Annotated in this window: 12 protein-coding genes and 1 pseudogene; 4 read left to right on the plus strand and 9 right to left on the minus strand. The window is 66.1% G+C overall.

The window, feature by feature from the left end:
* Nucleotides 1–155 (plus strand): annotated as a pseudogene (locus tag YY7_RS60855) (IS5/IS1182 family transposase); the annotation flags it as partial.
* A gap of 110 nt (nt 156–265) precedes the next feature.
* Here YY7_RS60855 and rsmD read toward each other — a convergent pair.
* Nucleotides 266–820, minus strand: coding sequence for a 16S rRNA (guanine(966)-N(2))-methyltransferase RsmD (gene rsmD / locus YY7_RS0132990; protein WP_028166930.1), 555 nt, complete (start codon nt 818–820; stop codon nt 266–268).
* A gap of 143 nt (nt 821–963) precedes the next feature.
* Nucleotides 964–2928 carry a pseudouridine synthase gene (locus YY7_RS0132995; RefSeq protein ID WP_028166931.1) on the minus strand — a complete coding sequence of 655 codons (1965 nt, stop codon included), beginning with the start codon at nt 2926–2928 and terminating at the stop codon, nt 964–966.
* Nucleotides 2929–3063: 135 nt separating this feature from the next.
* On the opposite strand from YY7_RS0132995, the gene YY7_RS0133000 reads away from it, so the two are divergent.
* Nucleotides 3064–3510, plus strand: coding sequence for a nucleoside deaminase (locus YY7_RS0133000; RefSeq protein WP_245287490.1), 447 nt, complete (start codon nt 3064–3066; stop codon nt 3508–3510).
* Nucleotides 3511–3651: 141 nt separating this feature from the next.
* On the opposite strand, the gene YY7_RS0133005 is transcribed toward YY7_RS0133000, so the two are convergent.
* Nucleotides 3652–4557: an alpha/beta fold hydrolase gene (locus YY7_RS0133005; protein WP_028166933.1), complete on the minus strand. Its 906-nt coding sequence runs from the start codon at nt 4555–4557 to the stop codon at nt 3652–3654.
* A 113-nt stretch (nt 4558–4670) separates the two neighbouring features.
* The gene (gene purD, locus YY7_RS0133010) at nt 4671–5951 is read right to left on the minus strand and encodes a phosphoribosylamine--glycine ligase (RefSeq protein ID WP_028166934.1); all 1281 of its coding nucleotides are present in this window, start codon (nt 5949–5951) and stop codon (nt 4671–4673) included.
* A gap of 168 nt (nt 5952–6119) precedes the next feature.
* Between purD and xseA the strand changes: the two genes are divergently transcribed.
* The gene (gene xseA / locus YY7_RS0133015; RefSeq protein WP_028166935.1) at nt 6120–7736 is read left to right on the plus strand and encodes an exodeoxyribonuclease VII large subunit; all 1617 of its coding nucleotides are present in this window, start codon (nt 6120–6122) and stop codon (nt 7734–7736) included.
* 228 nt (nt 7737–7964) lie between these two features.
* Here the strand turns inward: xseA and YY7_RS0133020 are convergent, their stop codons facing one another.
* Complete coding sequence (locus YY7_RS0133020) at nt 7965–8807, minus strand: dienelactone hydrolase family protein (RefSeq protein WP_028166936.1); 843 nt, start codon at nt 8805–8807, stop codon at nt 7965–7967.
* Nucleotides 8808–8993: 186 nt separating this feature from the next.
* Between YY7_RS0133020 and YY7_RS0133025 the strand changes: the two genes are divergently transcribed.
* Nucleotides 8994–9218 (plus strand): DUF2093 domain-containing protein, encoded by a 225-nt coding sequence (locus YY7_RS0133025; RefSeq protein WP_028166937.1) that lies wholly within the window; start codon nt 8994–8996, stop codon nt 9216–9218.
* Between the two features lie 108 nt (nt 9219–9326).
* Here the strand turns inward: YY7_RS0133025 and lpxK are convergent, their stop codons facing one another.
* Genes lpxK through YY7_RS0133045 form a run of 4 tightly spaced genes read right to left on the minus strand, consistent with a single transcriptional unit; the run spans nt 9327 to nt 12603 of the window.
* On the minus strand, nt 9327–10352 hold the full coding sequence (gene lpxK, locus YY7_RS0133030) for a tetraacyldisaccharide 4'-kinase (RefSeq protein ID WP_028166938.1): 1026 nt from the start codon (nt 10350–10352) through the stop codon (nt 9327–9329).
* Nucleotides 10345–11679: a 3-deoxy-D-manno-octulosonic acid transferase gene (locus tag YY7_RS0133035; RefSeq protein WP_035691533.1), complete on the minus strand. Its 1335-nt coding sequence runs from the start codon at nt 11677–11679 to the stop codon at nt 10345–10347. Before YY7_RS0133035 ends, lpxK begins: the two co-directional genes overlap by 8 nt.
* Nucleotides 11642–12355: a lysophospholipid acyltransferase family protein gene (locus tag YY7_RS0133040; protein WP_028166940.1), complete on the minus strand. Its 714-nt coding sequence runs from the start codon at nt 12353–12355 to the stop codon at nt 11642–11644. Before YY7_RS0133040 ends, YY7_RS0133035 begins: the two co-directional genes overlap by 38 nt.
* Complete coding sequence (locus tag YY7_RS0133045) at nt 12352–12603, minus strand: DUF4170 domain-containing protein (RefSeq protein ID WP_028166941.1); 252 nt, start codon at nt 12601–12603, stop codon at nt 12352–12354. The genes YY7_RS0133040 and YY7_RS0133045 overlap by 4 nt, the downstream gene beginning before the upstream one ends.
* Between the last annotated feature and the right edge of the window lie 33 nt (nt 12604–12636).

Consider the following 12636-nt stretch of genomic DNA (forward strand, 5'->3'; position numbering starts at 1 on the left):
AGGCCCGCTCGATCTGCGAATGCATCCATGCCCGCTGGCGCAACTGGGACCTCAGGCAATTGACGGTGCGCGGCATCGAAAAGGTCCGAGCCGTCGTGCTCTGGTACGCCCTCACCAACAACATCCTGCAGGGACATCGCCTCGCCAACCCATAGCTGCGCCAAACCATAGCGGCGCGCAAATCCCGCCCCGCTCCACCGTCGAGGTCTTCAACATCCGCTACTTCGGATGCCGTCTACCCGAAAACCGAATTGGTTCTCAGGCTCTACGGCACCTTCAAAAACACGAACTCCGTGTCGTCATAGGCGCGGCGCTCCAGCTCCTCGAATCCGTCAGGCGCGGCGAATGCGGCGGCCTTCGCCTCTTCCACTACCACGAGCGCGCCCGGCGTCAGCCACGCACCGTCGCGTAAGGACGCCAGCGCCTTGTCCGCCAATCCCTTGCCGTAGGGCGGATCGAGGAACACCAGCGAGAACGGCTCGACGGGATGCGCAGGCCCGAGATTGGTGGCGTCGCGGCGGAACACTTTTGTCACGCCGCCGAGGCCCAGCGACTCCACATTGTTACGCAGCAGCGCGCGGGCTTCGGCGCCGTTGTCGACGAACAGCGCGAACTTGGCACCACGCGACACCGCCTCGATGCCGAGCGCACCGGTGCCGGCGAAGAGGTCGAGCACGCGCGCGCCCTCGATCGGATCGTCATAAGCGTGGATGAGGATATTGAACACGGACTCGCGCAGGCGATCCGCGGTCGGGCGAATGTCGCGCGAAGATGGCGCGGCCAGGTTGCGGCCCTTCAATCGTCCCCCGACGACGCGCATTCACAACTCTCCGTCATGCCCGGGCTCGACCCGGGCATCCACGTGCTTCGGTCCGCGGCGCGAGAAAGCCGTGGATGGCCGGGTCAAGCCCGGCCATGACGAAGCACTGAGAGCGGACCGATTGCCGCTACGCATCGGCCCGCCTACTCGTCCTTCGGCTTGAAGTCGCGCTTGCCGTGATAGGCGCGCTTGACGCGGCGCGGCGGGCCGTAGCCGGCATTCTCTTCCTCGTTACGAATGCGCGCCTCCTCGCTGCCGGAGCGCTGCACCAGCACGCGGCGGCCCTTGCTGTCGGCAATCACCGCGCGCTTGCTTTTGGGCGGCTTCCTGTCACGTAGCGCATCGTCATCACCGCCGGCATGGTGCTCTGGCCGGGCGAAGTCCGCGCCCGCAAGCTTGGCGACCTTTTCGCCGAGCTGCTCGCGCAGCACCCGCGTCTTGACCTCGTCGACCTTGCCTTCCTCGAGCTCGCCGAGCTGGAACGGACCGTAGGAGATCCGGATCAGCCGGTTCACCTCGAGGCCGAGATGCGCCATCACATTGCGCACCTCGCGGTTCTTGCCCTCGCGGATCGCAAACACCAGCCAGACGTTCGAGCCCTGGTCGCGCTCCAACGTCGCCTCGATCGGACCGTATTTGATGCCCTCGACCTCGACGCCCTTCTTCAATTCATCGAGCTGCGCCTGCGTCACCTCGCCATGGGCGCGGACGCGATAGCGGCGCAGCCAGCCGGTGTCGGGCAGTTCGAGCACGCGCGCGAGGCCGCCGTCATTGGTGAGCAGCAGCAATCCCTCGGTGTTGAAATCGAGCCGGCCGACGCTGATCAGCCGCGGCAGGCCTTCGGGCAGATTGTCGAACACGGTCGGACGCCCTTCGGGATCGTCATGGGTCGTCATCAGGCCGCGCGGCTTGTGATACATGAACAATCGCGTCCGCTCGCGCGGCGGCAACGGCTTGCCGTCGACGGCGACGACATCATTGGCGGTGACGTCGAGGGCCGGCGAATTGATGACGCGGCCGTTCACGGTGACGCGCCCCTGCGTCACCATCTCCTCGGCATCGCGGCGCGAGGCCAGGCCGGCACGCGCCAGCACTTTTGCAATCCGCTCGCCGGACTTTTTCGGCTTCGGCTCCGGACGCGGCCGCCTCTCGAAGTCCGCCGGACGTTCGCGATAGGCGCCGCGGCCGCCGAAGGCCGGGCGCTTCGCAAAGATCTTGCTGTCATCCTCATTGTCGCGGCGCGGACGATCGCCGAAACGCCCTTCGCTGCGCGGATGCTCCTGCCAATCGGTGCGGCCCTCGGGGCGCTCGCGGCGACGATCGAACTTGCGATCATCGCGCTCGCGCGGGCGATCGAATTTCGGCCGCTCGCGGAATGGACGATCGCCCTCCTGACGGTCGTCGCGCGAGCGCGAAAAGCGCGGGCGCTCGTCGCCGCCGCGATCGTCGCGCGGGCGGTCATAGCGCGGCTTGTCGAATTTCGGCCGGTCGAAATCGCGCTCGCGCTTCTCCCACGGCTTGGACTCGCCACGCGGCGGACGATCGCCGAAATCCTTGCGCGGTCCACGGTCGCTCTTGCGATCCCCGCCGCGGGAGAATTTCTTGTCGCCACCAAATTTTCTCTCGGGACGCTCGCCAAATGAGCGTTCGCCGCGGGGACCCTCGCCGCGCTCGCGGAACGGTCGCTTCTCGCCGTCGCGGTCGCGCGAAGCGTATGGCTTCCTGTCGCCGAACTTCCGGTCCGAGAAGCGACCGGCCGGTCGGGCATCATCGCGCGGCGCGCGATCATCGCGACCGAATTTCGGACGATCGCCGCGCGGCTTGAAGCTGCGCTCGCCGCGATCCTCGCGCGGGCGGTCGTCGCGCTTGAAGCGCGGCCGGTCGCCAAACTCGCGGCGCGGCGCATCGCCCTCCTCGCGGCGGCGGAATGGGCGATCCTCGCGCTTGCCGCCGAACGAACGCTTCTCACCCTCGTCCCCGTCCCCCCCGTAGCCGCGCTTGGCGAACTTCTTTTCCGGCCCGCGGGGCTTGCCGGAGCGGCCCTTGCCGGGCGCCCCGTCCCGCCGGCCGCGCGGGGAGTCGTTGTGTTTGTCGCGGTCGCGGGGCATGAAAGGTCTCGCTTCTCAAATGTCGGTCAAAAGGCATTTGCGTGCGCCGCTATCGGGCCGCATCTCTTGCAAAGCCGGGTGTCCACTGTTGCTGAAGGCGCAGCTAGTAGCAGGTTTCTTGCGATGATACGAGGCATGACTGCCCCTTCTTTCATGGATTTGGCGCTGAAAACCGCCAAAAACGCCGGAAACGCCGGCGAAGTTCCGATCGGCTGCGTGATCGTGCGAGGCTACGACGTGATCGCCACCGCCGGCAACCGGACCCTCACCGACCGCGACCCGACCGCGCATGCCGAGATTTTGGCGATCCGGCAGGCCGCCGAGGCGATCGGCACCGAGCGATTGGTGGATTGCGACCTCTATGTCACGCTTGAGCCCTGCACCATGTGCGCCGCCGCGATCTCGTTCGCCCGCATCCGCCGGCTCTATTACGGCGCGGCCGATCCCAAGGGCGGCGCCGTCGAATCCGGCGTGCGGTTCTTCTCGCAGCCCACCTGCCACCACCGGCCGGAAATCTATCCCGCCATCGGCGAGCGAGAGGCCGCGGCGCTACTGCGCGAGTTTTTCAGGGAGCGGCGGTGAGTTGCGCCCTGCGCGCCCACACACCGCCGTCATCATCCGCGAAGGCGGATAATCCAGTATTCCAGAGACGGTAGTGACTCATCGATAGGCCGCCGTGTACTGGATACCCCGCCTTCGCGGGTATGACGGTGGAGATTGCGGCTAGGACGCCAGGAAAAACTCCCGTAGCAGTTTCGCCGTCGCGTCCGGATTCTCCTCCGTCAGGAAATGCCCGGAATCAACCGGCGCGCCGCTGACATTGGTCGCCCACTGCTTCCAGGTGTCGAGCGGCGTCGCCGCGGCACTTGCGATGCCGGCATCGCCCCACAGCGCCAGCATCGGGATCGTGATCTTCTTGCCCGCCTCGAAGTCCGCCTTGTCGATCTCGTAATCGGCATAAGCACCGGCGCGGTAATCCTCGCACATCGCATGCACGCGCGAGGGATCGCGGAACGGCGCCAGATAATGCTCCAGCGCGCGCGGATCGATGGCATCCAGCGTTTTCGATTTGGTCTGGCTCGCCATCTTGTGGCGGAGGAAGAAATCCGGCGCGCCCAGGATCAGCGTCTCCGGAAACGGGGCCGGCTGCGCCAGGAAGGTCCAGTGATAGATCTTCAGCGCATAGAGCCGGTTGATGCGCTCCCAGTAATTATAGGTCGGCAGGATATCCAGCACCGCGAGCTTGGACAGCCGCCCGGGATGATCGAGCGTCAGCCGGTAGGAGACGCGCCCGCCGCGGTCGTGACCGGCGAGCGCGAATTGTACATGGCCGAGCTTCTCCATCGCCTCGATCAGCGTCTTCGCCATCGCGCGCTTGGTATAGGGCGTGTGGTCCTTGTCGCTGTCAGGCATGTCGGACCAGCCATAGCCCGGCAGGTCGGCGATGATCAGCGTAAATTTGTCGTCGAGCTTTGGCGCCACCGGATGCCACATTACATGCGTGGACGAGAAGCCATGCAGCAACAGCAGCGGCGGCCCCTTGCCGCCGACACGCGCGAAGATGCGGCCGGAGGACGTGTTGATCCACTCGGAGGCATAGCCGGGAAACAAATCGGCGAGATCGGACATTCGCGAACACTCCCGTGCATCGGTGTCATTGCAGGGCCTGACCCGGCAATCCATTCTACCAAGAGATTCTTTGAAGATGGATACGCGGGTCAAGCCCGCGTATGACGAGTTCGTCAGACGCCCTTCTCGGCCTCCACCGCCTGCCAGGCGATGTCGCGGCGGCAAAAGCCGTCCAGCCAGCGGATGCGGTCGATTGCGGCGTAGGCGCGCTGCTTGGCTTGCGTCACCGTCTCGCCGGATGCGCAGATGTTGAGCACGCGGCCGCCATTGGCGAGGATGGCGCCATCCTTCTCGACCGTGCCGGCATGGAATATCTCGACGCCCTCGATCTGAGCGGCCTCGTCGAGCCCTTCGATGCGCGTGCCCTTCTTGTAATCGCCGGGATAGCCCTTCGCCGCCATCACCACCGTCAGCGCCGGCTCGGGGAACCAGCGCAGGTCAAAATTCCTCAGCTGCCCGTCGCAGGCAGCGAGGAAGGCCGGCACGATGTCGGACATCATCCGCAGCATCAGCACCTGGCATTCGGGATCGCCGAAGCGGACGTTGTATTCGAACAGTTTCGGGCCCTGCTCCGTCAGCATCACGCCGGCGTAAAGCACGCCGCGGAACGGCGTGCCGCGCTGCTTCATGCCGGCGACGGTCGGCAGGATGATCCGCGCCATGATCTGGTCGTGGATCTCAGGCGTCACGAACGGCGTCGGCGAATAGGCGCCCATGCCGCCGGTGTTCGGCCCCTCATCGTGATCGAACACGCGCTTGTGGTCCTGCGCGGAGGCAAGCGGGATTGCGGTCTCGCCGTCGCACAGCGCGAAGAAGCTGATCTCGCGGCCGGACAGGAACTCCTCGATCACGACCTCAGCGCCAGCCGAGCCGAATCCGCCCTCGAACATCATCGCGATCGCCGCTTCCGCCTCGTCCAGCGTTTTGGCGACCACGACGCCCTTGCCCGCCGCGAGTCCGTCGGCCTTGACCACGATCGGCGCGCCCTGCGCCCGCACATAGGCCAGCGCATCATCGGCATTGTCAAAGCGGCGATAGGCACCGGTTGGAATGTTGAACTCGCTGCAGAGGTCCTTGGTGAACCCCTTGGACCCCTCAAGCTGCGCCGCGAGCCTGCTCGGGCCGAACGCCTTGATGCCGGCGGCAGCGAGATCATCCACGATCCCCGCGGCGAGCGGGATCTCCGGACCGACCACGACGAGATCGACGGCGTTGCGCCTGCAGAACTCAATCACGGCGGAATGATCGGCGACATCGAGCGCCACGCATTCAGCCTCGCGCGCGATCCCGGCGTTGCCCGGGGCGCACCACAGCTTTGTCACCAATGGAGAGGCGGCGATCTTCCACGCCAGCGCATGTTCGCGGCCGCCGGAACCGATCAGGAGAATGTTCATGCGATTGCAGTCAGAATTAAGGGTTGCCGCGCCGTAGCGCGACGGTTTAGCACGGCATCACGCCGCCGCAAGGAATGGCTCCGCTCTGATGTGGATATGTGGCCTGACGGGCTGGTTGGCATCCCAGGACCTTGCGCCCGCGCCTAAAAAGCCCGATTCTAACAAGTGATGACCGCCGCACCGAATCTGCTCAACGCGCCCGAATTCACCGTCTCGGAACTGTCCTCCGCGCTGAAGCGAACGGTGGAGGACAGGTTCGGCCATGTCCGGGTCCGCGGCGAGATCACGGGCTTCCGGGGCCCGCATTCCTCCGGCCATTGCTATTTCGCGCTGAAGGACGAGAACGCCAAGATCGAGGCGGTGATCTGGAAGTTCGCCCACGCCCGCATGCGCTTCAAGCCCCAGGAGGGGCTCGAGGTCATCGCGACCGGCAAGCTCACGACCTATCCGAATTCCTCGAAATACCAGATCGTGATCGAGGCGCTGGAGCCGGCCGGCATCGGCGCGCTGATGGCGCTGATGGAGGAGCGCAAGAAGAAGCTCGCCGCCGAGGGCCTGTTCGACGAGGCACGCAAGCAGCTCCTGCCCTGGCTGCCGGAAGTGATCGGCGTCGTCACCTCGCCGACCGGCGCGGTGATCCGCGATATCCTGCATCGCCTGGAAGACCGCTTTCCGCGCCGCGTGCTGGTGTGGCCGGTAAAGGTGCAGGGCGACGGCTCCGCCGAGCAGGTCGCCGCCGCGATCCGCGGCTTCAACGCGCTGCCGGAGGGCGGAAGGATTCCGCGCCCCGATCTTCTGATCGTCGCGCGCGGCGGCGGTTCGCTCGAAGACCTCTGGTCCTTCAATGAGGAGATCGTGGTTCGCGCCGCCGCCGACAGCATGATCCCGCTGATCTCGGCCGTGGGCCATGAGACCGACATCACGCTGATCGATTTCGCCGCCGACAAGCGGGCGCCGACGCCGACGGCCGCCGCCGAGATGGCGGTGCCGGTGCGCAGCGAACTGCTCACCGAAGTCGCTGCACTGGCCCGGCGTGTCTCCGTGTGCTGGCAGCGCGGCCAGGAGGCCCGCCGCAACGAACTGCGGGCCGCGGCGCGCGCACTGCCAGCGCCGAGCGAGCTGTTGGCGATCCCGCGGCAGCGGCTCGACCATCTCGGCGCAGCATTGCCGCGCGGATTGAAGGCAAACACGCACGCGCATTTCCGCCGCTTCGCCTCCACCAGCGGCCGGCTGACGCTGCGCGTGCTGCACGGGCAGATTTCGCATGCCAGGCAGCGCCTGACCGTCTCGGGCGAGCGCATCGCGCTCTCGGCACGCTCACTGCTGCGCAGCCGGCGCGAGCGCTTTACGGGGCTGGAGGTTCGCTTCAAGGCGTCCAAGCTCGCCAATGCACAGGCGCAGCGGAACGCGATCGCACGGCAGCGCGAACGCACCCATCGGCTCTCCGAGCGCGCGCAGCGCGCCATGCTCACGCTGCTGCAGCGGCTAGATGCACGCGTCGGCCAGAGCGGAAAATTGCTGGCGGCGCTCTCCTATCGCAGCGTGCTGGCGCGCGGCTTTGCGCTGGTGCGCGACGAAGCGGGACATCCCGTGCATGCCGCGGCGAGCGTCGCGCCGAATGCACTTCTGTCGATCGAATTCGCCGACGGCCGCGTGGCTGCTACCGCCGATGGCGATCGCCCCGCCATCGCGGCACCGACGCCTGAGCCGAAGCCGGTCACGCGCGAGTCGAAACCCGCGCCGAAGCGGCTCGTAAAGCCGGTCGACCAGGGCAGCCTTTTCTAGCCTGTAGCCCGGATGGTGGAGCGGAACGCGTAACCCGGGACATTCTGTGCCCGCGTCGCGAGCGGCCCCGGGTTACGCTGGCGCTTCACCCGGGCTACAGGCTCCCTCTCCCGCTTGCGGGGGAGGGCTGGGGTGGGGATGTCTCCGCGATTGACACTCTTTGAGTGGAGAGAGCCCTCACCCGGCGCTACGTACCGACCTCTCCCGCAAGCGGGCGAGGTGAAACGGCTAACGCGCGAGCCAGGCGGCGACTTGCTTCTGCGCGTCGGTGCGAGCTTCAGCATCGGTGCCGATGTGGCCGACCTCGGGCATCGCGGCATCGGCTGTTCCGGCAATCGGCCGCAGCGGCAGGTTGGCGAGATCGAAGTCGTGATAGGCGCCGGGATAGGTGATGATCCGAGCCAGCGCGCTGCGGCCTCGCGCGCCGTCGACCATCTGGTGGCAGGCCGGCGGAGAACTGACATCATCATTGGCGCCGATCATGACCAAGGTCGGCACCCGCGTGCTCCAGCCGAGCCTGGAGGACAGCCGGCAATCCGGATAGAACGCAATCGCCGAGCGGAAATCCGGCTCAGTGCTGCGCGAGGGAAGTTGCGGCCGCACGGCCCACAACAGCGCACTGGCGCCATTGGCCCAGCCGATCAGGCTGATGCGCTCATGCGCCACCCAAGGCTGCTGCATCAGCCATTGCCGCGCCGCCATGATATCGGCGACCCGCTCGCGGCGCGCCAGCACATGCCGTTCCCGGTCCTTGACGCGGCATTGCGGGCCAACCTCGCGCGAGCCATAGCTGTCGGGCAACAGCACGGCGTGGCCAGCCTTGAGCAATTGTTCCGCCCAGTCGCGGTAGCGCGGCAAGACCGGCTCCGAACGCCCGGCGAGACCGCCGCAGCCATGCAGCGCAATCACGGTCGGAAACGGGCCATCGCCGTCGGGCTTGTAGAGCTGCGCGTGCAACGTAAGATTGGCGGCGGGAATATCGACCTGATGCGGCGCAGGCAGCGGCGCGGCCGTCGCGGCGGAAGCCACAGCAATGAACGTCAGGAAAATGGCTGCTGACAAAAACCGCATCTCGATTGGCCGGATCATGGTGGCGCTGCTGACCAAGCGGACCATAGCTGCCAAATTATCATGCAGAATGGCCGCAATTCATCACAAGTCGGTGGTTTAACCTGCGGACATTACAGCCTATTTATGGTAGGTAAAAACCGCAACCCCAACGAGGCCTCGTGTTAAGGCCGGGCGGAGAGTTTCATAGTGCTGAACAAGTTTGGTCCCTCGGGTCATGGCGAAGCACAGGTGCAATATCTGGATGGCGATTTCCGCGTGGTCTCGCCCGGAACCTATGTGCGCTGCGCCCTCACGGACGTACGGATCCCGCTCGACGAGCTGAAGTACTGGAGCGTCGATCTGCAGGAGGCCTATGCCACCCCGACCGCGGTGCTGCAGCGGCATTTTCCCGCTGCACTGAAGCAGGGATAGCGCTGCCATAGATGGCACTGCCGTAGCCCGGGTGGAGCGCCAGCGTAACCCGGGACCGCTCTCAATTGCTGACGGGGATGTCCCGGGTTGCGCTTCGCTCCACCCGGGCTACGAACTACCGAGCCTGTTTTCGCGCGCCTTGGACAGGCTGTCTGAGACGAATTTGCGCAGCAATGCCGCATCCTCGAACTCCAGTGTCACCGCGAATGGCACCACCGCCTGCGTCCAGACAGGCAGCTCTCCGCGCTGCTTGAGCCGCGCCAGATCCTTTTCCGTGGTCACCAATGTCAGCCCGTCGCCTCTCGCCTGCGACACCAGGCTATCGATGTCAGCCTTCGAGAACACGTGGTGATCGGGGAACGCACTCTCTTTGATGACGTCGATGCCGCTGTTGCGGAGGGTGTTGAAGAAGCGCGCGGGATCGCCAATGCCGGCAAAGGCGAGCACGCGCCGGCCCTGCAGCGACGCAAGCGATGCATCGTCCGGCCGCAGCCGCGCCGCCAGCACAGGCTTTCCGCGCACCCTGAGTTCGGTCGCCAGCATCTTCGCGGCAGTGCCGCCGCCGACCACGACGAGCGCGTCGGTGCGCGCAATCTGCGGCGCCAGCGGCGCGCGCATGGGACCGGCCGGAAACACCTTTCCATTGCCGAGGCCGCGGTGGCTGTCGATCACGATGATCGAGGCATCCTTCGCGACCGCCGGATTCTGGAAGCCGTCATCCATCACCAGCACGGTCGCTCCCAGCGACTTCACCAGCGCGACGCCTTCGGCACGGTCGCGCGCAACCACAACCGGCAGCCGCTCGGCCAGCATCAGCGGTTCATCGCCGACATCGGCGGCGGAATGCATGGCAGGATCGACCTGCACCGGCCCGCGCAACTGGCCACCATAGCCGCGGCTGAGTACAACAGGCGCTTCGCCGAGCTCGCGCAGCAGCTTCGCCAGCACCAGCACGGTCGGCGTCTTGCCGGCGCCGCCCGTGTGATAATTGCCGACGCAGAGCACGGGAATGCCGGCGTCGATCCCCTTGCGCTGCATACGTCTGGCGGCGATGGCGCCATAGAGCGTGGCGAGCGGTTGCAACAGATGCGATTTTAGGGATGCCGGACCGTGCCAGAAGGCCGGCTCACGCATTGGCGGCTCCCATCTCGATCCGCAACTGCAAGAGATACGGTTCGAGCGCCCCAAGTGTTCGCTCCAGCGCGCCGCCGAGCTGCCGCACCACATGTTCGGCCGCCCCCAGCGAGGCTTCGCGCGCCTTGGCATCGTCCAGCAACTGGCCGAGCTGCTTCACCAGCGCTTCCTGCGTCTCGGCACGCCGCGCACCGCCGGCACGATCGAGCGCCTCATAGACGTCGGTGAAATTGAAGACGTGCGGGCCGTGCACGATCGCTGCGCCAAGCTTCACGGCCTCGATCGGGTTCTGGCCGCCGTGCGGAACCAGCGAACCGCCCATGAACACGATCGGCGCCAATCGATAGAACAGGCCAAGCTCGCCCATGGTGTCGGCGACATAGACGTCGGTGGTCGCAATCGGCAGCTCCTCGCGCGACCGCAGCGCGCCGTGCAGGCCGGCGCCATCGACGACGCGCGCGACCGCCTCGCCGCGATCCGGGTGCCTCGGCACGATCACCGTGAGCAGCGAGGGAAAGAATCCCGCAAGCGCGCGATGCGCTTCCACGAGCTGCTCTTCCTCGCCGGGATGGGTGGAGGCTGCGACCACAATCGGGCGGCCGCGCGTCACCACCATCAGCCGCTCCAGCTTCGCAGGATCGGCCGGCGGCGCCGCGACGTCGAGCTTGAGGTTGCCGGTGATGACGACGTTGCGACTGCCGAGCGCCGCAAAGCGCTCGGCGTCCATTCCCGACTGGGCCAGGCAGATATCGAAGCGATCGAGCAGGGCCGAGATCGTGTGCGACACCCGCTGCCAGCGCGGAAACGAGCGCTGCGACATTCGTCCGTTGATCAGCACCATCGGCAGGCGGCGCGCGGAGCTCGAAAGAATCAGGTTCGGCCAGAGATCCGACTCGATGAACAGTGCCAGCGACGGCCGCCAGTGATCGAGGAAGCGCGCGACAAAGCGCGGGGAATCATAGGGCACATATTGATGGATGACGTCGGGCGGAAAGCGCTTGGCAACGATCGCCGCCGAGGTGACGGTGCCGGAGGTGAGCAGGATGCGCAAATTGAGCTCGCGCAGCTTCTCGATCAGCGCCGCCGCCGCCAGCACCTCGCCGACGCTGGCGCCATGGATCCATACCAGCGGCCCGTGCGGTCGCACATCGGCGCTGACGCCGCGCCGTTCGCCGACGCGGGCCGGATCCTCCTTGCCGAGCTTCAGCCGCCGCCGGATCAGCGCAGGCGCGAGCGGCACCATCGCGGACGACAGTCTTTGGTAGACCCGCAACGTCATCGGCAGCGAGTTAGCCAAGCGCTCCCTCCGGACGCCCGACGACCGCATAGGCCTTTCGGGTCGCTTCGTTCAGCAAGGCCTCCACCCTGAGCCGCAGCGTTTCCATGGTCTCTGCGTCGGCGTCGGGCGGCACCTCCACGGAATCGATGCCCACCAATGCGCCCCTTCCGAATGGCAAATTGATGGTGGTGGAATCCCAGTTTTTCAACCGGATGAACCGGCTGGTCACCATGGCAAAGGGCATGATCGGCCGGCCCGACTCGCGGGCCAGCATGATGATGCCGAGGCCGGCGACCCGGGCGCGCTTGGGCACGTCGGCGGTGGTCGCGACGTTCCACTTGTCCTCCAGCGCCTGCAGCATCTCCCTGAAAGCGCCGACGCCCCCTTTGCGATGGAAGCCGCCGGAATGGTCCCCCGACCCCCTGATGGTGCCGACGCCGAGCCGCTCGGCCGCGATCGCGTTGAACTCGCCGTCCCGGTGCCGGGATATCAGGACCTTGGCGCGATGGTTTCCCCTGATCCGGATGAAGGGGGTCATCAGGTGCTGGCCGTGCCAGAACACAAAGATGCAGGGCATCTGCGGTTCCACCTGCTCGTAGACGTCAGGCGGCTCAAGGCTGAACCTGTTGGTCAGCCAGACCAGCCGCAGATATTCGGCCGCAAGCAGGCCCAGCGCACGCTGCACGAGGCCGCTGCGCAGGAAATCGCGAATCAGTCGTTTCAAAGGGAGGGCTTTGTGTCTTGACCCGGATCGAGCAGCCGATGGAGGTGAACGATGAAATAGCGCATGTGGGCGTTGTCCACGGTCTGCTGCGCCTTCGCCTTCCAGGCCACGTGGGCGCTGGCGTAGTTCGGATATACGCCGACGATCTCGACCTTATCGAGATCCTTGAAGGTGTTGTGCTGGAGGTCGATCAGCTCGCCACCGATGACGAGATGCAACAATTGCTGCGGCTGGGCACTATCTGACATAATCGTTTTTCCTGATGAGATGCCCGGCAGGGA

Origin of the sequence: Bradyrhizobium elkanii WSM2783, from assembly GCF_000472865.1 — a bacterium.
GTDB classification, from domain to species: Bacteria; Pseudomonadota; Alphaproteobacteria; order Rhizobiales; family Xanthobacteraceae; genus Bradyrhizobium; species Bradyrhizobium elkanii_A.